Annotated in this window: 21 protein-coding genes; all 21 read right to left on the bottom strand. The window is 42.9% G+C overall.

Annotated elements, in window-relative coordinates; genetic code table 11:
- Nucleotides 1-64: 64 nt before the first annotated feature.
- Nucleotides 65-1,051 carry a hypothetical protein gene (locus AACQ38_RS07560; protein ID WP_011145938.1) on the bottom strand — a complete coding sequence of 329 codons (987 nt, stop codon included), beginning with the start codon at nucleotides 1,049-1,051 and terminating at the stop codon, nucleotides 65-67.
- 104 nt (nucleotides 1,052-1,155) lie between these two features.
- A complete protein-coding gene (locus tag AACQ38_RS07555; RefSeq protein WP_011145939.1) occupies nucleotides 1,156-2,058 on the bottom strand; it encodes a DUF4255 domain-containing protein in 903 nt (300 codons plus the stop codon).
- A gap of 23 nt (nucleotides 2,059-2,081) precedes the next feature.
- Nucleotides 2,082-4,181 (bottom strand): ATP-binding protein, encoded by a 2,100-nt coding sequence (locus AACQ38_RS07550; RefSeq protein ID WP_165577822.1) that lies wholly within the window; start codon nucleotides 4,179-4,181, stop codon nucleotides 2,082-2,084.
- 9 nt (nucleotides 4,182-4,190) lie between these two features.
- Nucleotides 4,191-6,140, bottom strand: coding sequence for a contractile injection system tape measure protein (locus tag AACQ38_RS07545; RefSeq protein WP_165577821.1), 1,950 nt, complete (start codon nucleotides 6,138-6,140; stop codon nucleotides 4,191-4,193).
- A gap of 63 nt (nucleotides 6,141-6,203) precedes the next feature.
- Nucleotides 6,204-7,421 carry a tail fiber protein gene (locus AACQ38_RS07540; RefSeq protein WP_165577820.1) on the bottom strand — a complete coding sequence of 406 codons (1,218 nt, stop codon included), beginning with the start codon at nucleotides 7,419-7,421 and terminating at the stop codon, nucleotides 6,204-6,206.
- 109 nt (nucleotides 7,422-7,530) lie between these two features.
- A complete protein-coding gene (locus AACQ38_RS07535) occupies nucleotides 7,531-10,884 on the bottom strand; it encodes a hypothetical protein (protein WP_165577819.1) in 3,354 nt (1,117 codons plus the stop codon).
- Nucleotides 10,881-13,589, bottom strand: a complete 2,709-nt coding sequence (locus AACQ38_RS07530; protein WP_011145944.1) for a hypothetical protein — start codon at nucleotides 13,587-13,589, stop codon at nucleotides 10,881-10,883. The genes AACQ38_RS07535 and AACQ38_RS07530 overlap by 4 nt, the downstream gene beginning before the upstream one ends.
- A gap of 42 nt (nucleotides 13,590-13,631) precedes the next feature.
- Nucleotides 13,632-14,048, bottom strand: a complete 417-nt coding sequence (locus tag AACQ38_RS07525) for a hypothetical protein (protein WP_011145945.1) — start codon at nucleotides 14,046-14,048, stop codon at nucleotides 13,632-13,634.
- Nucleotides 14,045-14,566, bottom strand: coding sequence for a GPW/gp25 family protein (locus AACQ38_RS07520; RefSeq protein ID WP_165577818.1), 522 nt, complete (start codon nucleotides 14,564-14,566; stop codon nucleotides 14,045-14,047). The genes AACQ38_RS07525 and AACQ38_RS07520 overlap by 4 nt, the downstream gene beginning before the upstream one ends.
- Nucleotides 14,567-14,578: 12 nt before the next feature.
- Nucleotides 14,579-16,180: a phage baseplate assembly protein V gene (locus AACQ38_RS07515; protein WP_165577817.1), complete on the bottom strand. Its 1,602-nt coding sequence runs from the start codon at nucleotides 16,178-16,180 to the stop codon at nucleotides 14,579-14,581.
- On the bottom strand, nucleotides 16,177-16,860 hold the full coding sequence (locus AACQ38_RS07510) for a CIS tube protein (RefSeq protein WP_165577816.1): 684 nt from the start codon (nucleotides 16,858-16,860) through the stop codon (nucleotides 16,177-16,179). The genes AACQ38_RS07515 and AACQ38_RS07510 overlap by 4 nt, the downstream gene beginning before the upstream one ends.
- Entirely contained in the window at nucleotides 16,847-17,026 is a 180-nt protein-coding gene (locus tag AACQ38_RS07505) for a DUF5908 family protein (RefSeq protein WP_165577815.1), read from the bottom strand. Before AACQ38_RS07505 ends, AACQ38_RS07510 begins: the two co-directional genes overlap by 14 nt.
- The gene (locus tag AACQ38_RS07500; protein WP_149617225.1) at nucleotides 17,023-17,481 is read right to left on the bottom strand and encodes a phage tail protein; all 459 of its coding nucleotides are present in this window, start codon (nucleotides 17,479-17,481) and stop codon (nucleotides 17,023-17,025) included. Before AACQ38_RS07500 ends, AACQ38_RS07505 begins: the two co-directional genes overlap by 4 nt.
- Nucleotides 17,482-17,494: 13 nt before the next feature.
- The gene (locus AACQ38_RS07495; RefSeq protein WP_165577814.1) at nucleotides 17,495-18,730 is read right to left on the bottom strand and encodes a phage tail sheath family protein; all 1,236 of its coding nucleotides are present in this window, start codon (nucleotides 18,728-18,730) and stop codon (nucleotides 17,495-17,497) included.
- Nucleotides 18,731-18,777: 47 nt separating this feature from the next.
- Nucleotides 18,778-20,211, bottom strand: a complete 1,434-nt coding sequence (locus AACQ38_RS07490; protein WP_165577813.1) for a phage tail sheath family protein — start codon at nucleotides 20,209-20,211, stop codon at nucleotides 18,778-18,780.
- 11 nt (nucleotides 20,212-20,222) lie between these two features.
- Entirely contained in the window at nucleotides 20,223-21,305 is a 1,083-nt protein-coding gene (locus AACQ38_RS07485; protein WP_011145953.1) for a phage tail sheath family protein, read from the bottom strand.
- A 53-nt stretch (nucleotides 21,306-21,358) separates the two neighbouring features.
- Nucleotides 21,359-21,808, bottom strand: coding sequence for a phage tail protein (locus AACQ38_RS07480; protein WP_011145954.1), 450 nt, complete (start codon nucleotides 21,806-21,808; stop codon nucleotides 21,359-21,361).
- A gap of 564 nt (nucleotides 21,809-22,372) precedes the next feature.
- The gene (locus AACQ38_RS07475) at nucleotides 22,373-22,555 is read right to left on the bottom strand and encodes a hypothetical protein (protein ID WP_165577812.1); all 183 of its coding nucleotides are present in this window, start codon (nucleotides 22,553-22,555) and stop codon (nucleotides 22,373-22,375) included.
- Nucleotides 22,556-22,558: 3 nt separating this feature from the next.
- Complete coding sequence (locus AACQ38_RS07470; RefSeq protein ID WP_165577811.1) at nucleotides 22,559-23,509, bottom strand: Rpn family recombination-promoting nuclease/putative transposase; 951 nt, start codon at nucleotides 23,507-23,509, stop codon at nucleotides 22,559-22,561.
- 100 nt (nucleotides 23,510-23,609) lie between these two features.
- Entirely contained in the window at nucleotides 23,610-23,918 is a 309-nt protein-coding gene (locus AACQ38_RS07465) for a hypothetical protein (RefSeq protein WP_165577810.1), read from the bottom strand.
- The gene (locus AACQ38_RS07460) at nucleotides 23,911-24,852 is read right to left on the bottom strand and encodes a hypothetical protein (RefSeq protein WP_165577809.1); all 942 of its coding nucleotides are present in this window, start codon (nucleotides 24,850-24,852) and stop codon (nucleotides 23,911-23,913) included. The genes AACQ38_RS07465 and AACQ38_RS07460 overlap by 8 nt, the downstream gene beginning before the upstream one ends.
- Nucleotides 24,853-24,901 lie beyond the last annotated feature (49 nt).

Here is a 24,901-nt window from a genome sequence, read left to right as displayed (position 1 = left end):
CTCGTTAAGAGGATTAACGAGCTTAACTCTGTGGTATTGGTAAATCTGAGTTAATACAGATTAATTATTCATTTCGACTTCTTGAAGAAACTTTCAATGTTTGTTTATTGATGCTATTAATTCTATTTTCTATTTCATTTTTTGTCTTTGCTAATGTATTCAAGGTTAATTTTTCTCTCTTTATTTTAGAAGAAAATCCAGAAAGACCCATTGCATTATCGCCATAATTCTTACGCATAAATGCAACGGCATCAGAATGGCTTTCCTTAAGAACTTCACGGATACTATTGGTGAAATCTAATATATGTCTGGCTTTATCGTCACTCAATCCTTCTAATGCCCTATGATGTGATACAGCCAGCTCAGCAAATTTATAGGCAGGAAATTTTATTGGTGAGGTGACTGTTCCTACAAGTTTCGATGTTAATGAACTGCCCGCCGTGACTTTTAAGTTGTCTTTGTTGACGTTTTTTTTGATTGCTTTAATGATCGGGTTTTTATCGTAATTATTGATATCAAGTATCATGTTTCTTGTTTTAGGGTAAGGATGAGCGATTTCAAGCTTCTTACTTAATTTACTCATAGCGGTGTCATTAAGGTAATTTAATCCGGTTCCGGCTAATGCACCAATACCCGCGCCAGCTATAGTGCCAACACCCGGTGCTATCGCGCTCCCTATGGCTCCTCCAATAGCGCCGCCGGCTATACTGCTTCCGGTATTTAATAGAGATTGCAGTGCAGTAACACCCATATTTTTGGCTACGTTAGTTCCGGCAGATTCAGGCGAATCCATTGATTTTAAGGTCCAGTCCAATTGTTTTAAATGAGATTCAACGACAACCATCCATTTGTAATATTCGGAAATGTTTTCTTTCCAAAATGAATAATCCTGGATTTGACTTAAACTGGTAGAGCTATTTACCAGCATGCTATTTAAATCCAATCCGATGCCTAATGGGGAATCTTGTAGATCATGTTCATTATTCGCCCCTGATTTCATTAGAGGATTTTTTCCTTGATGAGTATTTTCACTGTATTTTTTGTTTGGCATATTATCACCTTTATTGAATATCTAATGTATGGAAATTGAATGTTTAATGTATGGAAATGATTGTGATATAGTGCGTTTTACCTATCACAATAGGCTGGATAATGCTAAATTCCAATTAATTTATCAGCATTTTCTTCAACAATAATAATACCTATGCCGTTTATCTTAATTATGGCACTCTGACTATTTTTCCAGGTTGAGAGAATATCTTTTATTTTAGGTAAATAGGTTGAAAGGGTCATGCCGGAGACTTCAAGAACAACATTTTCATTTTCCTGATTATAATTATTATCTGTTGTTGGTTCGGTGATCAGATTAACTTTAGCCAGCGCAAGGCGAATATCTTCGGTGCCACCTAAATCGGTACACAATTTATCTGCCAGAGCTTGATTGATTTGTGAATTATCCAGGTTTGGCTTCTGATCCACAGAAGCGGAAATTTGGCTAATTGGTGTAATATCTTCTTTAATGTCTTGGAGTTTCATGGGGGCGGTAATGGAATATAATAAAGAGAGGCGTGGGCGATTGCCAAGCGCTTGCCAGAAGTTACCCAAACTATTTAAATTTTCCTGTTGTGGAATAACCCGGGTATAGGCACCGGGAATGCCGGTTAATTGACGATTATTTATCAAGGCATTTAAAACCCGTGTCATGACTTGTGCGGCTTGATTATTGGGTTGACTGTCTGGACTGGAGCTGTCGCTCGATGGTTTATTCGCATCCCAGTAAGTAATTAAATAGTTACAATTGATATTTACCCAGCCGGGTAATAATGAACGGGTTGCTGGATTATAACGTCTTGGTTCAGCAGAGCGTAATTGTAAATCTTCATGTATATTGTAAAGAAATACGCTTACTGTCGGTTCCGGTTGAATGGAGTTAATTTCGGGTAGATCAAAGCGGATATCAATTTTATTGCCATTAATATTTAAATACTGGGATAAAATAGTATTTAATGCTTGGTTAATTTCAATAATAGCATTGTCAGAAGCAATTATCGTTGTCATGTTGACTCCAATCTTGTTAGGTTTTAAAAAATTAGCCGGCCAGTTTTGTTTAATTCGAGAGTAACCGCTCGATCTATATGTTTGTTTTCGATTTGTTCGCAATGATCATTTTTCGCTAACATGGATGCTAATAAAGCAATATTTCTGATATTAGCACCGGTTAAATCAGTGCGTTTAACCAGATGTTCAAGATCAAGTTCATCAGATAATTGCAATTGTTCAGGCCAGATTGTTTGCCACATTTTTTTACGTAACATTTCGTCGGGATAAGTAAAGCGAGTAATAAAGGTAAAACGACGATTAAATGCGCTGTCTAAATGGCTGCGATTATTGGTGGCTAAAATGACTAATCCCGGATAATTTTCCAGTCGTTGTAATAGGTAAGAAACTTCAATATTAGCGTGTCTGTCTTGGGCGTCTTTGGTTTCACTACGCTTGCCAAATAGCGCATCGGCTTCATCGAAAAATAGTACGCCGGAATCTGCTTCGGCCAGATCGAAAATACGGGAGATATTTTTTTCTGTCTCACCAATATATTTATTCACCACGCTAGAGAGATCGACTTTAACCAGATCAACGCCAAGATGCCCGGCAATCACTTCGGCGGCCATGGTTTTGCCGGTCCCGGATTCGCCATAAAATAGCGCACTAATACCGGTACCATAACCGATTTTTTCCTGAAAGCCAGCACTAAGAATTTGGTCACGATAATGAATGGCGGCAATAATTTCTTTTAATTGTTGTGTTAATGCATCTGAAATGACTAAATCATTAAAGCGGCGTTTGGGGGTGATTCGCTGAGCTAATTTATCGAAATTTTGTTGAGCACGGAAACTTAATGCTTTACGCAGATCAGTTTCTTCCAATTGACCTGCTGGTTGTCGGAGTATTTGGTATTGATGTGCTTCTTTAAGAATGAGCGGTAATGTTTCTGCGGTGAATGAAAAACGTTGGCATAATTGAGGGATATTTATTTTCTGAACGATATTATCCGGTAAACTGGCTTCCAGCATGGTTTTTTTGTCTGCCAGAGTAGCAGCGGGCATATCAATTTGTACCATTGGCAGATGTTTAATCCAGATTAATGAGTCTTGTGGTTCTGCCAGACAAACCACGCGTAATTTGGGTTGATTTAGTAAAGTGGATAATTCGTTATTTAATATTTTCTTTTTCTCTGTGAATAAAGAAAAGTTGCGAATTAATAAACAGCCATCATATAACCGGGTTTCCCGCACGGCATCCGTCAGTAAGTGAGTTATTACCGTTATATTGTCTTCGTCTGGCAGGCGGGCTAAATCAAGAGTTAAAGTCCTTATGTTATGAGATGCCATAATATGGCTTACCGCTAATTCTCTGGCGCTGTCCTGTTTTCCTCTAAGTATCACCAATGGACGTATTTCGTCGGTTTGATTCAATAATATTTTTTCGAATGAATGATAAAGGGCTTGAGGATACCAACGATGTGAGGCAGGAGAATGCCAATAAGCACAGGTTATTAGCGGTGGTAGAATGACCTGCTGGCCTGATAGAAAATGCCAGACCGCGTTGTGAGTTAAAAATTGCGTCTGTAGCCAGATAGATTCTTCGTGATTATTGAGCCGTAATAGTTGATGACTGATTAATGGTGTTTGCGGTAAGAAACTGTTTTGCAGTAATTGTCGATCACTTTGGCGTTGGCTGAATAGGTTAATTGCTAAAGCAAAAGTAGGCCACTGTTTTCTACTGCTACCGTGCAGAGCAGCAAATAGCGCATGATAGCGGCTGTCAAAATGGGGTAATAAACCTAATAGTAAGGCATCTCGCTCAAATTCAGTCAGTTCAAAACGATCAACTAATATTGACAATAGATCAATTGATAATGGATCAATAGTTGGGCTTTTTTCTGTTTCTGGCGGAATAACAATATTATTTGGTTTAGTTAGCCAATGGGGAATGCCCTGTGGTTTTTTCAAGCGCTGATCTAATTCATCTTCGGTAAGTAAAAAACTTTCCGGCAAGGAATCGTATTTGTCACTATTTTGGTAATAATAATGCTGTAACCGCAGATCAATACGTTCCAAATGGGGATAAATCCAATGTGATTCTGCCACTATATGGTGGTTATGGGTAGGTAGGTAATCCATATAAACCTTCTAAATATTTTGCCAGTCGATGCGTAAAGGGCGATCCAACCAGGGAAGTCTGGCGATATTTAATGGCCACGGCCAATCAATCAGTAGCGCATCAAATGGCTGTTGCTGTATTGTGATTTTGATTTCTTGCTCATCTGTCAATAATTCACCCGGTCGTTGTAAAAACAGTTGCCGGACATCATTACGGCTTAATTTTTTCCAGCCGGTAAGTTGGCCAGTCACCGCATCCAGCCATTGATCTGCTATCAATTGTTTTTCTGGCTCGATAGGGATTGATTCAATATCTTTATCGGCTATTAGCCCACACAGAACATAATTCAGTAATTTTCTTTCTGCTGGTTTCTCCTCGGTTCCCCAAATTAGATGGTCAAGTAAATCAACAGCATTGAGCTGAGCTTGACGATGAATGAATTTCTGTTTCTCAAGTAGACCAAGCTGGTTAAATAGTGTGGGTAGCATCGGCCACAGAATTAATATGCCGGCATTATTTATCTGGTATGGCAGGGATTGTTCCGATAATAAAGTCCGTCCAGAGTATGGCCTATTGATAGTTTGATGTGGGTTATAATGATTGCCTGTAATCGGTGTCTTATCCGGTGCTGATACTATTTTTTGATCATCGGTGATGACTTGCTGATTAGCCTGATGTTGGTATGTCTGAATATTAGCAATATCAATGGGAGTAATGGTTGATTTTTTATCGGATGTATTTTTATCCGTTAATAAAGCCCATCCAGAGTGTGACTTATTGCTGGTTTGATGTGGGTTATAATGATTGCCTATAATAGGTGTCTTATCGGGTGCTGATACTATTTTTTGATTGGTCAGATGTTGTTGAACATTTGAAAAATTAACGTTATTCATGGTTGATTCTGTATCAGATTTATTCTTGCCTGCATTGTTTGCAGTAAAATATTTCGGCAAGTGTTGGTATGCCTGAATATTAGAAATATCAACAGGAGTAATGGTTGGTTTTTTATCGGATATATTTTTATCCGTGTGGTTTAGCGTAAAATATTCCAATAGATATTGATATTCGTCAGCGGGCAGATGCTTTTTGCAAAGCTGTGAAACAGAAACGGTTTGCCAGAGTTGTTTTAGCCAACGATTTAATGGGATATTGTTTAATGGAATATTGCGGGTTATAGCTTGGCGGAGTAATGTAATAACAGGTGCCGTGTTAAGTACACCGTTATCGAGTTCAGTGGTAATACGCGAGATGATTTTCGCATCAGGTTTAGGTATTTCCTGAGTATTATGCCGCTGTATATATTCCAGTGCATTAAGTATCAGTTGCCCGGAGGAGACACGCTCCTCCTGATGTTGTGGTTTGTTTATTCTTGCGGATAATCTACGGTTAATGGCGAGTAATAAGACTGGTTGTCTGATAGCTAAAAGCCGTTGTAGACCCTGTTCAGATAAACAGCCTTTCGCTAATAATAATGCTGATTGGTTTTCTATCTGCATTAATTGATTGATTAATGGCTTAATCTTGATGTCGCTATTTTTATTATCCGTTATGACCTCCATTGGATTGAATTGTGGACCTTTTTGAGATAAGAAATGAATGAAATTCTCTGCATTAATTAAATGATTTTCACTGGATAAAGAGGTCCTATCGGTAAATTTATTGGATGTTGGTTTATTCAGTAGAGTTTCTTCCCTATGGTTATTTGTCTGATATTGGCTGAGCGCTTTATTCAGCGCAATTTTGAGGCGAGCCGGGAATAATGAATTAAAATCATGGAAACTTATTTCACCAAGGTCCAGCGTTAATTTCTCTAAAGCGATATTCTGATGAATATGATATTCATCAAAATATGAATTGAGTAATTTATTTATATTGGTCTGATTAAGCAGGGAGCCATGCAATACTTTTTTAGCCACCTGTTGATTATTAGCTTCAATAGTAATGGTAATCCGATTTAACAGATTTGGCTCCGAAGTCATATCAATATATCCTTGGTAATGAGTAAAAAATAGATAATTTAAGTCTTTCTGTGTGGGATGAAGTTAGAGTTTCATAATAAAAGCTAAAAGATAATAAGGCGGAACGACATCAACGTTATGAGTATGTGAAGGCGATGATGCTGATGCATTATGATTATGTCCTTGTCCACCTCCTATATCTGATGTGTATGGATGATAGTCTGGCCCAGATGTCCTTTTCCATATAAGTCCGTTAACTGAGTTATCTATTTTGTTGTTAGTTGCTCCTATAGTCGTATGATCATATGCGAATCCCAGAGTGGTATAATAAGGCAGGCTCTCAATGTGTTTATGCTTGGGTATTTGTGATTCTGTTAATGTTGTGTTTAGCACGCTAACATTGACCGAAACCGCAGTTGATGTTGTATTTCTGGAAACGTTTTTTCCACTCCCACTTCCACTGGCTTTATTACTGCTTTTCCCTGTTTCAGAAACAGTTTCACCGCACATGATAAAACGGCTTCTTAAGTCTGGGGTTCCGTTATTACCATCACAAAAAGCCCAGCCGCTAGGAGCACTGCTACCAGAAAACATCACAATCATTCCTTTGGAGAGTAATTTATTGGCATCAATATTAACACCGTCTGAATTAACCGTGATACCGAAACCGGCTTTGACTGAAACACCATTACCATCGACTTTAATCCCATTACTGGCTTTAATATCTAATCCTTCACCCCCTATTTTTACTCCCCAACCAATTCCTACCGATATCCCCGAGGATTCGACTTTAATCGTGGAATTTTTTGATTTTACCGAGACACCATTAGTATCAACATTGATGCCATTATTGGGTTTGATTGCCACACCGCTACCATTAACGGTAATACCGTTAGCCGCCTTGACCGCGACATTATCATTATTGACAACAATACCATTACCTTGACCAACACATATTCCATTGGGTTTATTAATCAGACCGCTACCAAGATCTACAGATAAAATATCCTTTTCGAGTATTAATGGAGAAAAGTCTGGGCTGGAAAGCGTGCCCATTTTTAAATTCAGTGTACCGTCATCAGCCAGTTTTAATCCTGCTCCTGGCCCATTTTGTTGTGGTGCCTGACCACAGGCTTTACGACCGATATCGGCAATATTAATCAAATCGGCATAATCGGTCTGTAATGGAATACTGCCCTCTTTAAAACGGTTTTTCAAATCACCGACGGAAGGTCCTGTTGATTGAATGTTCGTACTTTCCAGATTAGCGTCTGAACTATATAGGTTATATTTTTTTACCATTTTTATCACCTTATATTATGTTTGCTATTATACTAAAATATATTCAAATAATAGCGAGATTATTGAAATGTTTTGAGGTGTTAATCAGTGAGATATTTATTTTATATTGTTAGGGGTTATTGCCATCATAAGTAAAATTAAAGCTGAATTTTGTCCGTATTTCTCCTTTAAGGTCATTAGGGTCAGATATGTAATTGAGTGATAAAATAAGCGGTTCTTCGGTGTGGAATAATGCACCAGACAGATCTGGGTTATCGCCTAATACAAATCCATAATAGAATGACCAGCGACTATCTGCATCAAGATCATATAAATTCATTGCTGTCCATGATAAATTAAGTCCAACTTTTTTTCTTCCTTTAATATGCAATATTTCATCGGTAATAACCCCATTTTTATTCTTTTTCACTTTGATATGGTAATCTGTCCATGCATTATCTGATTTCAGTACGGCATATTCAGGTCCTATTTGACTGTTATCAGTTAAAAATACCAATTTTCCTTTATTATCTACCGGTTGATACAGAAGTTCTGAAACAGTCGTTTCTTTATTATTCTCTTTATTGAAGTCAATATTTACCAATACTACCGTTTTAGTATAAGGAACATATAATAGCTGATTATCTTTTATCACGTCTTCATGCCATTGATCGCCCGATTCACCAATGACTTCAATACGTTGCTGTTCGGTGGCAATTCGCATACTGCCAATACCGGCTGTAGCGGAAGGTAATCTTCCCAGGGTTAAGGTCTCTAAAATATGGTATGCCTCATCCCCTAAAGGCGCATTATTGTTTTGCCAGCGTTTATAGGTATTGGCAAAATCTTCAAAATGTTTCGGTGATAACCAGTGAATAATCATCGAAATATGTGCGGGAAATTCAGAGAGAATCTCCGTTTTTACCCAAGCTTCCAGTTTATAAGGGTCAACTTTGTTGCTCTCAATTAACAGGCGATTCACTACCACGCTAACCACAAATGAAAAACGATCAGCCAGGGCATATTTTTCACTGGAGAAATACCAGCGATAGCGCCATGCTTCTGTCTCGGAAGGAAAATTATCCCGTGACTCTTGGTTGCGTTTAATTAATATCTTGCCTTGAATACGATCAAATTTAATGACACGTGCTTTGAGTTCATATTCGGGTTTCGGTTCAGCTTGAACTGTACGGGCTAATGTTTTTTGGGATGGTCCAGATGGCGTAATGATATATTTCAGGGTGATTTCGTCATTTTCTTCAATCATGGCCGGGAAGGGGCTTTGGGCGCTGGAGGTGATCCAACGTTGATCTTCGGTAGCATTTTGATATGTGGCATCGGCATAAACCAGTTGATAATCCATATCTTCCAACCACACTGGGCTGTTTTGCCAGAACAATTTGTTTTGCTCAAATGCCTCCAGTATTCTTTCCAGATTGTGCTTTAAACCCGTGCTATTGCGTGTGTTAAGGGAGAATGTCTCTCCTGACACTTCAGTGATCATCTGACCCCGCAAGGTAAATTCTCTATCATTGTCAGTGATGATCAGGTTAATGACCTGCCCTTGCAATAAGCGGCCTGCTGTCCCTTTTTGGGTGATTCTTAATTGATCATCTTCAACCACCAGAGAATCAGGCTTTTGCTTAGTATTAAATTGGATATCGGGTTTTGCCGGTAGTAATTGGCGATGTTCAATTAAATAGAATGGCAAATTAGCCAGATCAGGCGTGTCACTGAAACATTCCCCGCCTAAACCTAACCGGGCAGCAATCCGTTTTTGTAGTGCCGATATTTTATCAATCCGAATATTATTACGTTGATAGGTCAGTTCCGGTTGTTGGGCTAAATAACCGCGTTGGGTATCCAGAAAATCCTGAAAATCGAGGGTAAGTGGTCTGGCGGCAAGTTGAGCGCCAAAATAACCCAATAGATGATCTAAGATTTCCAGTTCTTTTATATAGTTGGACCTCTGAATGTCATCATTAATATAGATTTGTGAATCGTAGTTTAGTTTTGCGGTTAAGTCAGAGGTGATCTGTTGATGAACGTTGTAATTGACCGTGCCCGCTTTAAAAGGCCATTGCACACCATATACGGTCTCCCCCCGTTGTTTAAAAGCTAGGAGTTTCGGTAAGAGGGCAAGTTCAGCGCAGCCGTTAGCCAACATCTGTTCAAAAGGAAGCATAAATTGGTGCAGTTGTACTTGCTGTGGCGTAGGTTTTTTGGCCTGTAATCCATAGCAGGCGGGTAACTTATTACTCACCGGGTAGTAATCCAGAACTTTACGATATTTACCCCGGTCCAGTAATTCCGGCTGTGTATCGATCAGCGGCTCTGCAATAAGCTTTTCCTCGATATCTTGTTTAGAAACAACAATTTTAACGCCGCCTTTGGCGGTAATAGTCAGTGGGCTATCTGGTGAGGTAATTAATGCCAGTGGATCGTTACCCCATAATCTCGGGTAATATCCCTGAGCAATCTCCCAGGACCAATTATCCTCCGGCAATGGCGTAATGGTTTTGTCGGGATGAGCTAATGCCAGCCGGGTGACACTCTGAATACCGTTAATCGCCAATAATCGGTTAACCAGATGGCTGAGATTTAATACCGTAGCGCCGGTGTAATTTTTGGTTTGAGGTAATGTCGGTATCCAGCCGTGATGTAAATAAGGGCCGGAGAATATCTTTTCATTACTGTAGCCCAGATCTTTCATGGCTTGAGTGGTATAGCGCCCGGGCTTTTCCAGCACCATCTGTTCCGCCGCCATATAAACCTGAGCGAAGATATCAGGAATATCGATGACGTTATCATTAAGTTCAATATCAATCTGCAAGAGGAAATTGATGGGTTGCAGCCAGATAATTTTGCTGACGGATTCCCCCAAGTTACGGTTATTTTTTAGGAAATCGTTGAGCTTCTGCTGAGCCAGCTTATTATCGGCCTGAGTTTCCTGACCAGGAAGTAAATAAAGCCAATAATTTCCTCTCAAGGTTAATTTGCCGTCGGCACCCAAATCGTTAAAGGTATATTTACGTTCCTGTTTGTTATACCAATATTTATAGCGTTGTTCTTCAGGTTCACGGATCAGTTGGACATCATTAAAGAAAAAATAACCGTTGTTTGTTTCATTAACTGTGTCGCTGCTATGTAAATCCAATAAAGCCCGGCGATAATCCTCCGCCGTGATCGGGCCACAGGTCAGTGTTTGTTGTGGGCCGAACTCCTGAGGGAAAATACCGTCGCCGGGTATCTGTTCCGCGGGTTTGGGGGTTAGAAGATCTTTCAGCGGTAATGAATGACGGTAAGCCAGATCAGATGCACCATAACAACAGGCTTCCAATAAAGTGACACCGGGATCATTTTCACTGGTATTGCTCCAGCATTGGCCGGATTGCTGCTCGATGACTGTTTTGGCCTGAGTGAGTAAGGCATCGAAGGTAATATCATCTTTGACGATGGGAAACAGGGCATCCTGATGACTCATGAGTTAACTCCTTGGTTTAAGGGGTGCCTCTCTGGCCAGACCAAAATCAGCACTTCATCATCGGCGGCTTCGATACTTTCACCTATGGCACCTGTGGTCCGGTTAGCAATGGTTATACTTAAATTGGTGACACGTTCCACCAGCGGGGATTGTTGGATGTTGGCTAACAGTTGGTAGTAGTCAATATGGTTACCGGTTGTCACGCCGATAGTCGGATTTTCGCCCCACGGCATATATTTTCGGCGTAATTGCTGTTGTAGCTGATGATGGCCGTAGTCGGGGTTAATCCCTGAGATAAAGGTCACTTGGTAGTCCACATTAACGTCAACGTAGGTGGGGTTATTAATTTCAATCGTTGCCCAGGGACTGCTAAGTTGTTTGATCCATTCGACCATCTCTGCCAGCCGGGCAGGGTTTAATTTTGGTCGTAGTACATCATCGTTATCTTTGTAACGGCTGTTAGGGATCACAATCAGTCGTTGTATTTCTGGTGCCGGAATTTTGGTTAATTCATTGGCAGAAGGATATTTGACGTCAAACAGGCTGACAAATTGCTCTTTTAATAAGGTGACAATGTTGCCCCAACTCAGTACCCGATTACGGTGAGATAACCGGGCAGGCAGACGTGTCAGGAAAGCGTGCTCGGTTTCTGGCGGGCGACCGTTCCAGGAGGCCCAAGGTTGGGTGACGTTGCTGATTGCGACTAATGTGCTGGTTGGCTGTTTAATGCTGCCAGCGGCCAATCCGTTGATAAAATGAGCTTGTTCAATGGCTTGGGCATTTACTAAAGTCGCTGTCGTGGCGTTATATAGCGGACTTTTAATGCTGGGGTAATCCTGAGGATCGGTCTGAGCCGTTATCTCAGCTTTCAGCCAGTAGCGTCCCGGCGGCATCAGAGCGGCCTGATTTGCCGCATCTTGGGGCAATAAGGTACGCCAGATACCCCGGTCAAACAGGTTATGGGTTTGGTCGTCAACTAATTCATCTAATTTGTTCCAGCTATTGCTCTTGTCGAGATAAAACCAGGATAAAGCGAGGGCTTGAATCCCTGCTAATTGCCAATATAAGGATAGAGTTTGTCCCGGTGATACGCCTGTAAAGCCTAAATAGAAGGCTTCATGGGTGAGTGTCGGCATTTTTGCTGTTGCCTCGGCCCGGCCAAAAGGGGTCAGAGGATAAACGGTGAATTGCTCAGGTTTGGCTTTAGCGTTGAACTGTACCTGCAATGCACTGATTTGCGGGGTATAGGGGACATTTTTATCCGTGGGATTTTGCCAGTATTGGGCGTGCATAAAATCCTGTTCAGCCAGTTCTATGCGCACGGATGCCGGCCATTCGTTGGGGGATGGGCTGTCTGCAAGGGGATAATTCATCACCGGTAAGGTCAATGTCAGACTTTGTCCTTGTGGGGTACCTGTTCCACCAAATAATGACTGAGATTTAGCGTTATTGAGAGCGTCTCTCTTTTGAGATGTGACTAAGTAACCTTGTACTTTGAACACCCCATTACTGGCAGGTTTCGGATTATATTTGTCATACCATGTTGAAAAACTGCTTGTCGGTAAGCCAACCCATTGAGGCGTAATCGTTAATGTTGCGTTTTCAGAGCCATACCATTCCGGGGCAACCAGATTAAAACCGGAACCCAGCGACGGGGATTGACCAAACGGGAAGCTGGCGGTATCCGTCTGTTCAATACCGTTGTCAGAGGCATAGCGCACGCTGCGGTTGCCATTAACACTGACTTCGATGCCTTTAATCTCCGGCAGAATAGGGCCTTGAGTGGTACCCAGTTTTAATGCCGGTACATTAAACGCCATATTATCCAGGGCATCAGGGGCAGTGACAGCGGCATCACTGGATGATAATCCAAGCTCTATCGTGGTTTTGTCGATAGATTTTATTGACAAGGAGAGCCAATGATCTCCAGCGCTGATTGTAGCGGTGATGTGATCAGTATTACCCGCCCATTCGCTTGCCAGAGTCACTTTAATGCGGCGTTCTCCTGCCGGCATGGCAAACAAGGAGCAGGTAATCAGGTAACCGGACAGCACAGGAGTATCATGGGATGTTGGGCTAAAAAGTCGAATACCGTTTTCGGGTAATGCCAAATTATCTGAGTGGTTCAGTGGGGTTGCTGATTGCCAGCCATCTTTATCTCTTCGGTACCAATATAGGTCGGTCAGTTCCCCTTGGTTCGCCAGTAAATCCGTATCTGATGCATAGTGTAATGGATTGCCAGCGCTGTCTTGCCCGGCATCAAATAGCGTGCCTTGAGCTATCAACGATTCTGTGCTGTCAGGATTGAGAGTAATTCCTAGCGCAACCTTATCCGCTTGGGCTTTTTTAGGTTTCAGCCCCAATAATTCCCGGTAATAAAGATCACGGTGCCGGGCCGGAAAGGTATTTAACAATCGGTTGGTTGTTTCTAATAACGTTAAGAAAGCCAAAACAAAAGCTTGATGAGCGGGTAATCGGCCATCGGCTTTATTTACATTTTGGTAAATATCCGCTAATTGTTGCGGATTATTTGCTTGAATAAAGTAAAAACTGTCCCAGAACTGTTTTTTCTCTTGATCGAAAGGGATTTTTTTAGCGTATTCTTGTAGCCAGTTTAAAATATCCAGCGTACTTCTTTCATCAAGTTTAAATGCAGTATCCGGCACAATAGCAGAGAGTTTATTTTCTAACTCGGCCTGTCCCATATTTATATCACCTGTTATTTAAAATAAAGTTGAAGAGGTTATTTACCCGGCAGTGACCGCATATTGACTGGCAATAAACCGGCCTTTACCCATGCTGGGGACCGTTACATCCGGGCCACTCGATGGATTATTAGCGGGTTGGGTTGGGGTAAATCGGGCGATAAATTGTTGCCCGACAACAATTACCGTGGCAGGGCTGCGGCAAAAGTTGACTTGTTGACTGGCATTTAATTGAGCAATGGTGACCATCCCCATGCCGGGCACCGGGTGGCTGGGAGTAATATATTGCGCCTGAAATTGCACCTTTTTTTCATCACCGATCATAACGATCTTTTTGCCCTGGATTTGGGCGTGTCCGCTACCGCGGATGGTTGCCAGCCCCAGAATGGTGACTTGCCGGTTGCCAAATAATGGTTCGAACAGCAAGAAATCGCCATCCACCACCAGTTGTTTGCTCATAAACTCACCTGTACCCGGCCTTCATTCACTTCGAGGACGCCTTCAATCTGCTGGCTGATTTCGCTGCCTCTCAGCGTGTAGGTGACCTGAATATGCAGGGTATTGGGCAGGTCGGTTCTCTGGTTCACCTGGATTTCGCTGATATCGGCGCGGGGTTCATAACGCAATACCCGTTCTTCAATCCGGGTTTGAATTTCTGCCATCATTTCGTCACGAATATTGGCAAACAGATAATCATTCAGGCCGCAGCCATAATTTTCTCGCATAATTCGTTCACCGGGTTCGGTGAGAAAAAGAATTTTCATATTTTGGCGGACATTTTCGGCCCCTTCCGCCATGGTGACGCCGGTTGCTATTTCAGGATGCGTGCTATCTTTATACGTACTATCTTTATACGTACTATCTTTATACGTACTATCTTTAATAGAAAATTGCGGCGGAAAGGCCCAACCCCGACCGTAAATGTCGGCTAATACTTTATCGGCTGATGCTTTATTGGCTAGTGCTTTGTTTGTCATCTCATGACCTTATTATTGGGTTAAGTTAATCTTCGCACCTTTAATATCTACGCCGGATTTACCGGAGGCGGACAGAGATTTTTGCGCCTCTATTTTAATTTCCTGAGCATGGGTAATAAGATTCTTAGCGGAATTAAGCGTGATATCTTTATCCTGTTGCAGAGATAAGGTATGTTTTCCGCTATTCAATGCGAGTGTTTTATCTTTATGATTAAAGAGTAATGCTTGCTGATTTTCTCCCTGTTTAATCACTAAGGTTTTCACCGGATTTTTTTCACTCGGTTCTAATGGCGCTTTGTTTTTAGGATTGTGCATCGAGCCTAATATCACCGGGAAGCGTGGATCACCTTCAAAGAAGCCGATAATCACCTCATCTCCCGCTTCAGGGTAGAAGCAGAAACCACTTTCGTGGCTGGCATAAGGTTTACCCAGCCGGGCAAAAAGGGTGCCGTTGGTTAAGTTTAACGCCGGGATTTTGACCGGAATACGCCCCAGCGACTGGTTATCTTTTTGGTATTTTTCCACGATCCCGACATGCAGCTCTTTAACCGGTGGTACAACTTGCTCTGTTTCCGGTAATAGCCCCAGCGTTAGCCGGGTACGCCAGCCTTGCCGTTGATTGAGGGTCTGACTGACACCGGTGATAATCGCCTGACCATCCATCCCCTGACCAAAGCCGCTTAACGCCAGCACATCCCCCGTTTGATAACGGTTATCGCCTTCGACTTCAAAATTACCGGAGACGTTGTGACTTCGGCGGTTATTCAGGATACCTTGAGCAAGCTGTTTGGCCTGTTCATTGTCCAATGGATAGCTGAAAGCCCATTGCCATGCTTGGTTGGTCAATGATGTCAGACTATCTGTGGCAAGTTGATTGCGACCCAGACCACTGCTTTTTGCCTGATGGGCTGGAGACAGTTTTTGTTGGGCGATATCCCAGGATTGCACACTCACGGTTTTGGGACTGCGTTGGTTATCCCATTGCAGATTCGCTTCAAATAACACCGCATCCTGAGGGTTGGCTCGCTGGTGGAGAGTATGCACGGTTGACCGATTCAGGGATTCCGGGGTGACCAGCGTCACGCTATCGTTGCCGGGCAGCAGCCAGGTATGGGTCGCGAGCAGCCGATTTTTTAGAAACGTCCAGTCATTACAGCGGAATTGCACCATTTGCTCGTGCACCGTTTTAAGCTGAGGGGCTGGTTTTATCGTGACAGGGATACCAGCCTGACTGAATAGTTTTTTGAGAATTGCCTCATCACTTTGTTTGTTGAACAGCTGCGAATGGAAGTTGTGAGTTAATTTTTGTAACGAGTGTTTAGCGGTTAGGGTAATGAGGTTGTCCTGACCTTTAAGCCCCAATGTTTGCCGAACGATGATCCCCTTAAACACCACGTTTTTTTCGATCTGCACGCTAAGCTCATGATTCGGACGGCAGCTTACCAGTTCAGCTTGCGCTTTGGCGTCAAAAATATGGCTGGCATCACCGGCGATCCCCAGCGTGATGTTAGCCGAGGGGATGCCATTGATTTGATGGTTAATTGTCAGACTGATAACCGTAAATTGACTGAGGGCTTTACCCCCTATTTTGATGATTATTGCGGGTATCTTCATGCTTCCCCCTGCGCTTGCAGTGTTTGCCCGGGGGTGAAGTCATCAAGATTATCCAGACCGTTTTGCCAGGCCAGCGAGAGATAATCAATACCCCCAGCCAAAGAAGCGCCGGCACCTAAGGCGATCAACGGCAGGGAGAGCATATCGGTTACATTGACTGCGGTGACGGGTGGTGATTTTAACTGTTGCTCGGTGGCTTGAATCACAAAGCTTTCATCTGCCACTAGGGATAAGGTAGCGCTGGCCCGCAATGGCGTGGCATCTCGGTCAAACAGGGTGTAACCGATGCTAAGGCCACTGGCGCGGCAAGCAAAATAGCCTTTGTTTTCCCAACGCATTTTGCCCCATTTAATTTTAAGAAAGTGGGGAACGTTGGTACTGGCATCCACGGCACACAGGGCTTTCAAAATTGCCAGCTGCGTTTCTACTGCGGTGTTGTTGCCGGGCATGGTGGCATCAAATAACAGAACTAATGACAGACCCGCCGGTTGGGATAATACATAGCGGCTGCTTTGACTGGCACTGTTAATGCTTTCATCTTGCTGATAACGGGTTTGGTAGTCGAGCTGGATGGCATCGGGGTTATACATGGCTTGCAAACTGCCTACCGAGATTTTCCCCTCGCGGTCCTTGAAAGCGGTGAGGGTGAGTTTGGACAGGCTGCGTTCAATTAAGCTCATAATGGCCTCCTGTTTCACGCAAGGTATCTAACACGGCTTGTTTCACCTTTTCAATCAGTTGGGCGTTATCCAGCGCTTCCTGCGCCAGTGTGCGTGGTGTGCTGGAGTGACTGGCTGAATCGGTCACTTTAGCCTGAATAATCAGCTCCTTAATTTCTACGGTCATGCTTTCACTCCTAACCAGCGCATATCCTGATAACGTAACTCCAAGGTATTGACTAGCACCGTATTGCTATTGGCATCAAAATCCCCGGTAGACCAATGGACTGGCAGAGCGTTACTTAGCGTCCAGCTTGCCACGGGAATTGAATGTTCATTCAGTAGAATGATAACCACATCGGCATACACGGCTTTCTCACCACGCAGGACGCGGTCAAACGTCAGAGTGAGTGGCGTAACGGTCATAACGCCGCGCTCCAGTACCAGACTGCCATGCTGGATCTTCTCGGCCAGCCAGGTATTTCTGGCGTTTTCTCCCCCCTGACTATGTTGGCTAGTTTGCAACTCACGGCTGAGGCCAGATATCCGTTGAAAGGCAATGTCGAGTGGGCTGGGGATATTGTTAAACAGAAAACTGGCGATAAAACGGTGTGATACCGACGGGGTGTATAAATTGTTCATATTTTGTCCCTGTTTAATGGCTGATCCCGGTGCGGGTATCAAATGTCAGATTCAGCTCAATAAATTCCGCCGGAATTAACAGTGCCAGCCTGATCTTCATGATCATTTTCCCGGCCCGTGGATCTGCTTCGCTCATCGACTCGTCAATCCCCAGTAACACCTCAAATGCCTGATCTTCCTGCGTACCGCGCAGTCCACCGTTTAGCCATAACTGACGTAACCAGTTGTAAGCCTGACCTTTAAACTTCATCCAGGTGATGGCGTTATTGGGTTCAAACACAAAGGCCCGGCCCAGTTGAGTCATATGGGCTTCGATATAAGAAACCAGACGGCGCGTCTGGATATAACGCCAGGGAGAACCGGGCGTATTGTCCAGCGTGCGACATCCCCAGATCTTTGTCCCTTTGCCGGGGAAGCTGCGAACCAGATTCAACGAAGTGCCGTTCTGATTAAACAGGTCATCAGCTTCAATATAAGAGCGTATCGGGTTGATGACTTTGGCTAACGCAACGTTCGCGGGGGCATGCCAGACGACCATTTGGTTATCGTTACGCTGGATGACGGCGGCCACTGCGGCGGTAGGTGAAAGTACAACAGGCTGATTTTGCTCCTGATAAGCACTGTTCAACCTTGGCCAGTATACGGCACCCCATTGCCGATCATTGGAAGAGAACCGGGCTAAACATTCAGCGGCCAGGGCGGGATCATCGGGGGCATCCAGTAATCCCATGATGCCGCGTCGGCTGTTGCAAAGGTTGAGTACTGATTGCCAAAACTGTTGCCAGAATAGAATCTTATCGTGTTGATCGATTTCTGAATCGGGAGCATCCATCTGATTCAGATAAACAATATCGGGAACCACAATCAACGTGATAGCACTCTGTGCCGAAATCGTTTGTTTAACCCAATCTTGTTGTAGGGTGGTAGTCAATGATTGAAAATCGCCTCGTGGTTTATCCGATCCTAACGACAGTACATAGGCTTGTTGACCCCCGTTTTCAAAAAAGTGGCGCACGGAATAGTATGTTAATCCTGATTCACCAAATGACAGGGTAAAATCGGTCAGGCTGTGGAGCTTGACGGTGATTTTGTCACTAATGCGATTGTTTTTAGCATGATTCTTTTTAGCATGATTGTTTTTAGCCGGTTGGGTATAGCCGATAAAAACCGGTACACCGATAAATGCCTCATCTTGATGCTGGGATATCAGGTTCTCCGTGATGGTGACGCCGGGCTGTTTTATTTCCATTCTCGGTTCCTCACTAGAACAGGCGCGGCGAACCGCGCCTCATACGGTTACGGTGTTACATTTTGCGAAAATTGCAGGATAATAAATTCAGCCGGACGGACCGCCGCCATGCCAACTTTAACCACCATTTTGCCTTGCTTAATATCGTCGTCGGACATGGTGACACCTTGACCAATCTGGACAAAATAGGCTTCCTGTGGGCTGTTACCGGCCAGTGCCCCTTGCTGCCAGAGTTGATGGAGATAGTGATCAATCGCTGAGCGGACGCGTTCCCAGGTGGGCTGGCTGTTGGGTTCAAACACGGCAAATTGCATGGTTTGCTTGATATCCCGTTCTGCCGCATTAAATAAACGCCGAACTGGAATGTAGCGCCAGTTATCATCATTTTGCAGAGTACGCGCACCCCAGACGACAAAACCTTTGTTACTGAAATAACGGATCGCATTGATACCATTTTGATTCATGGTACCTTGCTCATCTTCCGTGAGCCGGTCTGCTACATCACTAATCCCACTCAGCGCAACATTAGCGGGTGCTTTCCAGACACCCCGGCTGGCATCGGTGGCGCAGTAGACACCGGCTATCACTGCACTGGCGGGAATCGTTTTACTTATGTTCTGTATTGCAATCACCGCTTGCTGATAGACATCGGGATTTTTCTCTTTGAGCTGTACCAGATTAGTCACTTTGTCTGGGGTTGTATTGGCATCTTTATAGCCTGAAACAGCGACGAGAGCCTCTTCCGTTTGCATCAGCTGTGAGACTTTCACGGCGGGATAATACGTTGCAGTTTGTGAGGAGACATTAGCGCTGATAGCGGTTGCTTTATCTTGGTTATCGGCGATAAGAAAATAGCCGTTATTTAATAATGAAGGGGTCAGGTTGTTATATATCTGGCTCTGATAATCAGCATCCTGTTCAGGACAGACAATTAACGTGATTTCTAAAGCCTGCTCAATCAACGCCGGGATTAATGCCAGCGTGTTAGCCTTGCTGGTATCAGCAATTGGCAGGATATAACAAGGTCCGCCGCCATTTTGGAAATAAAGTTTTAAAGCATCACTGCTTACTGTGTAGATATCAACGGCGACCTGGTAAGTGTAGCCGGGAGGAGTTTCATCTGCATTGGGTGTTGTGGCCTGTGTCGTGGCCGCAACTTCTGTATCGTTTTCAACTCCTTCGTTGTTTTTGACTGATACATCGTCTTCGACTGTTTGAGGTTTTTCAGGAGGAGTCGGTTCTGGTTTGGGAGGCGTGGGTTCGGTTGATGTGATTGCTATTGATCTAACACAACCTACGTTAAATAGGTTAGTAAAATCCAACCAGCTACTCACGCGGGTTATTTCAGGTGTTGCGCTGGTTTTTTTCGGTAAGAAACGCCCAATAAAAACGGGTATTGCGGTATTTCCCTGGCTAACAGAAAGTGCCAGTGATGCGTCTTCTTCAATATAGACGCCAGGAAAAGTTGGTATTGTTGGCATATTTCCTCCGGTTATTGAGCGATATTCTGCGTAAGCTGCAAGATAATAAACTCGGCTGGACGAACCGCCGCCAGACCCACTTTGACAATCATTTTGCCCTGCTTAATATCGTCATCAGTCATGGTGACGTCTTTACCGATTTGAACAAAATAAGCCTGCTCAGCTTTGCTGCCCATCAAGCCGCCTTGCTGCCAGAGGGTGTGAAGATAGTTATCGATAGCACGGTGGACCGCTTTCCAAGTGGGTTGGCTATTGGGTTCGAAGACCGCGAAACTCATGGCATTTTTAATATCCCGTTCTGCGCTATTAAACAGGCGGCGAACCGGGATATAACGCCAATGATCATTGTCCTCAAGTGTGCGAGCGCCCCAGACCAGCGTCCCACTCTTAGGAAAAGTGCGGATCATATTTAGGGCTTTACCCTGGTTATATTTCCCTTGCAGGTCGTCAGTCATCGGATATTTAGGTTGCAATCCGCCTTGAACAGCGACATTTGCTGGCGCTTGCCAAACACCCCGGTTGTTATCGACACGGGCATAAATACCGGCCATGACGGCGCTGGGTGGAATATCAATGGCGGCTTTATTTTCTCCCCATTCAGCGATCAGCCAGGGATAATAAACTGCGCCATAGGCTGTAGCGGTATAGGGTTTAAGTACGTCATCGGGTTTTTGGTCTGGGGTTATTTGAGCGATTGGACCATCAAAAATGGCGAATAATCCTTTGCCAGATTTGCAAAGGGCGTCTGCGGCAGTGATGATTTCTTCTCCGGCAGCAACCAGCAATGTCACATCATCGAGTTTTGGCACATGTTTTTCTAACTCTGCGGTTTTAACCAGATAGCCATATCCACCGCCATTAATAAAATAAGCGCGTAGTGCGATATCAAGCTTATCGGTGGCAGTAAATTGTCCCCCTTTGAGCGAAAGATATTCCAGCCAGCTGTTAACACGAATATAAGAATCATCGGTTATTAATGAATTGTCTTTTGCGACGGCAAAGACAGGTACTGCTGTTGCACCGGACTGAACAGAGAGTGCGGGTGAGGCGTCCTCTTCGATATAAACGCCGGGATAGGTTGGTACCGTTGGCATGTTGCCTCCAATTATTGTGCAATATTCTGAGTAGACAGCTTGATAAATGAATCTTAAGCCGCTTGAATGGTCACTCGATCTGCGGTCAGGGTAATTTCCTGCACGGCAACTTCGTTGCTGGTGGCATCAAAAGAAGGAGAAATTAATGAGGTTGGGAAGGCATTTGCCACGCTCCAGGTCATTAAAATTTCAGTGCCGGCTTCGTTGGTTAAACTGATTGAAATATCTTTTTTCTCAACCTGATTAAGCTGAATAGAGTTAATCCAGTCAAAAAGTTTAGTATCGCCAGAGAATACCCCTTTACGCAGTGAGATATTAATCGCCTGACGTTGACCGGGCATTTTATAGTAATTGCCGGTACCATCTTTGTATTCTATGACATCATGAGAAATATCGAGGCCAGAAACGCTGTTAAAAGGGATTTGCTCATCACCGATCGAGACAACAAATCGGTAAGTAGGAATGGGATATTCAACAGCAATTTGTTCTGGAGTTGTAGACATGATTTTTTCCTTGATTGTTTATATTTGAAATATAAGAAAAACATCTATTACTTTGTTTTCCTTAGCATCTAACGATTGGGTATAGCTACCGCAATAACCTGATTTATAGAGGTCTTTGTTCGTATTAAAGAATGTGTTCAATGATTATTTAAATCACATTTGATAAAGCGAAGTGATTATAGAGAATGGATTTTTAAGCGGTAGCATCAATTAATAATGATATTTATTTTTAATTGATGTGGCGGGTTTTGATGATTTTGTGTATCAGCGTTAATTTATTACTTTCTGTAAACATGAAAGTAAATAACAGGTGTGATTTTCATGTTGAATAATATCACGCGATTATGGGGTTTTTCATTGACAGGTAGTTTTATTCTTTAATAATTTCAACGATAAATTAATTGTTGAATAAAAATATAATCATGAAAATGATTGCTAGTGAAATGAGTTAGAATGCTTATTGGGGTGAAAAGAGAGAACAGCGATTTCAGAAGCACGTGGATTTAAACCCAGACTTTCGTTTGGCATGTAAATGTGCCGCTTCTATGCGTTTTGTGCATTGACTCAAGCATTTTTATGCCGATAACGTATCAATAGTAAGTTTGTCAGACGTTTGTTCAAGTTCACCTTGGTGATTTCCATCACCGTTTCACGGTCGAGATTCATACCTCGGTGACTGTTTTGCCAGTCACCGTAAGATTCTCTTTTAACACGAATCGTTGAATACTGATTAAGAACTCCCAGCACGAGTTAGTGGCGTATTTGCTCAAGTTCGTTCTGACTCAGACCGGTGGTTTTCATCACTGTTTCATGATCGATTCCGCTGTTCAGCAATGCATGAGCAATTTTTAACGTTGCCTCCAGACGTCCTTCCTGACGCCCTTCTTGGCGTCCTTCTTGGTGTCCTTCCTGGAGTCCTTCTTGACGTCCTTCCTGACGTGCTTTATGTTCCAATCTTTGCGCTATTGTCATCAGTACCTCCTCATACCTCGGGGACTGCTCTGCCAGTCGCCGGATAAAACCCTCTGGATCGGCGGTATCTCCCGCCTGTAATAAGTAGTTTAGCACGCTTTTTAGCTGCTCTTCCGTATGGTAACCATACGCCAGCAATATGGACAGTTTTTGCAGTGACCCCATCATATCACGCTGCCAGATATGCTTTTGTACCATTTCCAGTAGCGCGACCCGTTTATGCGTCAGGATTTCATCATCCGGAATTACCGTCACATCTACCAACGGGAATGGACCGGAATAGAGCTCCTTCGCCAGAGCTGGATCATCGAAGCAGTCTAGCCAATTGGTACTCCAGGGATACGGCTGTATTTTCCCGTGATAGAACAACACCGGAATGACCAGCGGCAATTTTTCATGTCCCTGCTCCAGATGCCGTTGCATGGCTGAAATACTATAGCGCATCAATCGAAATGCCATCATTTTGTCCGGGGAACTCTGGTGTTCGATCACGCAGTACACATAACCGTCACCTTGCACCGTTTTCAGTGAATACAAAATGTCGGAATAATGCGCACGCAGATTGTCTTCAATAAACGACCCTGATGCTAATTGCAATGTATCCAGATCACAAACTGCCCGTAATGTCGCAGGTAAATGTATCTCCAGAAAGTCTCTGGCCGTATCAATATGACTTAAAAACTGTTTGAAAATAGCGTCATGTGGCGTTGGTGTGTTTTTTTTCTTCATAGGTGAATAATAGCATACTTTCTTTTATATTGAATGAATATTAAGCAAGAAACTGAGCGGACTGTGATGTCTTGAATTTCCCTCTTAATCGAAGTTCAGGTTAATTATCAACATAACTTGTTACTGGATTTGTATTGGTATAAAAGCGCAAAGCCTGATCATTGCGACTAAAAAAATAGCCTAAAATAACATGATAATCCGGGGAATTAATAATTTCTTCCATCTCCTGATAGGTCATTTTTCTGACATCTTTGATATGTATTGGCTTACTTTTATAATAACTTCCTTTTCTATCATCTTTGTCTTCATTAAAAAATAGCTTTTCACGTAAGTCTTTTCTTCTGACTCCATTAGTATTAGCATCCCAATTGAACCCAAAAGCATCTCCGTGAGTTATATATCTACCCATTTTTCTTACCGCCTTTTATTTTATCGGAAAGTATAGGGGTCTTATCTCGGGTAAATATAATTTGGTGTTTGAAATTATATTTTTCCCTCATTTTATTTAAATGTTCTTGCATAGGGTTAATACTTAGGTGGGCATCTCCTATGGAGACAACAAATGTATGATTTTCTTTTTCAGCGGCATGCCTTGCGATTTTCTCTGCTAATGTTGGGTTGATATATTCATCGCGCCATGTACCAGAAGTAAAACGGAGCATTTCTGGCGCAACTTTTTCCAGATCCCCTTTACTGCCGGCTTTCTCCATAATTTCATTCAATTCATTACCTAATTTTTCGAAATTAGGGAAAAAGCTCTGAATAGCAGTCATATAGAATTCATAAAATGAAGCAATATCTTTTTCCGTTAACTTCGTTGGTTCACTTATTGATGTCATCGATAGATCAAACATTTCCTTCATGGCGTTGGATAACGCTGAATCCTCCCACCCAACAATTTCAGCTCGCCTATTTTTATTCATGAATGGCCATGATTTTGCCATAAAATCTTTTGGTATATACTCTGCTTTATTTTTATTTATCTGTTCATCTGTTGCCTCAATATAAAGTTGAAGTGTGCCAGCATCAAAACTACTATTAACATCAGGTATATTTTTTGCGTATTGAAATGGTGGTTTATTATGACCATCACCAGCAATAATGATTTTAGGCTGTTTATTTGAGAATATTTCTTTTACTTTTTCTGTAGAGAGTTCAACTTCTATATCATTTTCATAAGTAAACCATTTACTATATTTGCTGTCCGCAGCGGTGTGGGGCACAGAATTAGAATCTCTCCCTAGTTCTAAACCTAATGAGCTGCTTTCATGATGAGCCGAATTTTTTGACTGTAATAATGGATGTCTTTTTTTCTGCTCTTTTTCGCTATATTCGTGTTCCATGTTATCACCTATTTATTATGTTGATGTGATAAATATATTTTAAATTTGT

It is taken from the genome of Photorhabdus sp. RW14-46 (genome assembly GCF_963887965.1).
GTDB lineage: Bacteria > Pseudomonadota > Gammaproteobacteria > Enterobacterales > Enterobacteriaceae > Photorhabdus > Photorhabdus laumondii.
Note: the sequence above shows the minus strand (reverse complement) of the source record. Positions and strands in the feature narration are given on the sequence as shown.

Bases quoted from the DNA above. Each gene is read 5' to 3' on its own strand.
- AACQ38_RS07495 (WP_165577814.1), bottom strand. From the start codon at position 18,730: ATGGAAATAAAACAGCCCGGCGTCACCATCACGGAGAACCTGATATCC.
- AACQ38_RS07560 (WP_011145938.1), bottom strand. From the start codon at position 1,051: ATGCCAAACAAAAAATACAGTGAAAATACTCATCAAGGAAAAAATCCT.
- AACQ38_RS07490 (WP_165577813.1), bottom strand. From the start codon at position 20,211: ATGCCAACAATACCAACTTTTCCTGGCGTCTATATTGAAGAAGACGCA.
- AACQ38_RS07535 (WP_165577819.1), bottom strand. From the start codon at position 10,884: ATGAGTCATCAGGATGCCCTGTTTCCCATCGTCAAAGATGATATTACC.
- AACQ38_RS07480 (WP_011145954.1), bottom strand. From the start codon at position 21,808: ATGTCTACAACTCCAGAACAAATTGCTGTTGAATATCCCATTCCTACT.
- AACQ38_RS07505 (WP_165577815.1), bottom strand. From the start codon at position 17,026: ATGACCGTAGAAATTAAGGAGCTGATTATTCAGGCTAAAGTGACCGAT.
- AACQ38_RS07550 (WP_165577822.1), bottom strand. From the start codon at position 4,181: ATGGATTACCTACCTACCCATAACCACCATATAGTGGCAGAATCACAT.
- AACQ38_RS07555 (WP_011145939.1), bottom strand. From the start codon at position 2,058: ATGACAACGATAATTGCTTCTGACAATGCTATTATTGAAATTAACCAA.
- AACQ38_RS07525 (WP_011145945.1), bottom strand. From the start codon at position 14,048: ATGAGCAAACAACTGGTGGTGGATGGCGATTTCTTGCTGTTCGAACCA.
- AACQ38_RS07485 (WP_011145953.1), bottom strand. From the start codon at position 21,305: ATGCCAACGGTACCAACCTATCCCGGCGTTTATATCGAAGAGGACGCC.
- AACQ38_RS07540 (WP_165577820.1), bottom strand. From the start codon at position 7,421: ATGGTAAAAAAATATAACCTATATAGTTCAGACGCTAATCTGGAAAGT.
- AACQ38_RS07510 (WP_165577816.1), bottom strand. From the start codon at position 16,860: ATGAGCTTAATTGAACGCAGCCTGTCCAAACTCACCCTCACCGCTTTC.
- AACQ38_RS07515 (WP_165577817.1), bottom strand. From the start codon at position 16,180: ATGAAGATACCCGCAATAATCATCAAAATAGGGGGTAAAGCCCTCAGT.
- AACQ38_RS07470 (WP_165577811.1), bottom strand. From the start codon at position 23,509: ATGAAGAAAAAAAACACACCAACGCCACATGACGCTATTTTCAAACAG.
- AACQ38_RS07520 (WP_165577818.1), bottom strand. From the start codon at position 14,566: ATGACAAACAAAGCACTAGCCAATAAAGCATCAGCCGATAAAGTATTA.
- AACQ38_RS07460 (WP_165577809.1), bottom strand. From the start codon at position 24,852: ATGGAACACGAATATAGCGAAAAAGAGCAGAAAAAAAGACATCCATTA.
- AACQ38_RS07465 (WP_165577810.1), bottom strand. From the start codon at position 23,918: ATGGGTAGATATATAACTCACGGAGATGCTTTTGGGTTCAATTGGGAT.
- AACQ38_RS07530 (WP_011145944.1), bottom strand. From the start codon at position 13,589: ATGGGACAGGCCGAGTTAGAAAATAAACTCTCTGCTATTGTGCCGGAT.
- AACQ38_RS07500 (WP_149617225.1), bottom strand. From the start codon at position 17,481: ATGAACAATTTATACACCCCGTCGGTATCACACCGTTTTATCGCCAGT.
- AACQ38_RS07545 (WP_165577821.1), bottom strand. From the start codon at position 6,140: ATGACTTCGGAGCCAAATCTGTTAAATCGGATTACCATTACTATTGAA.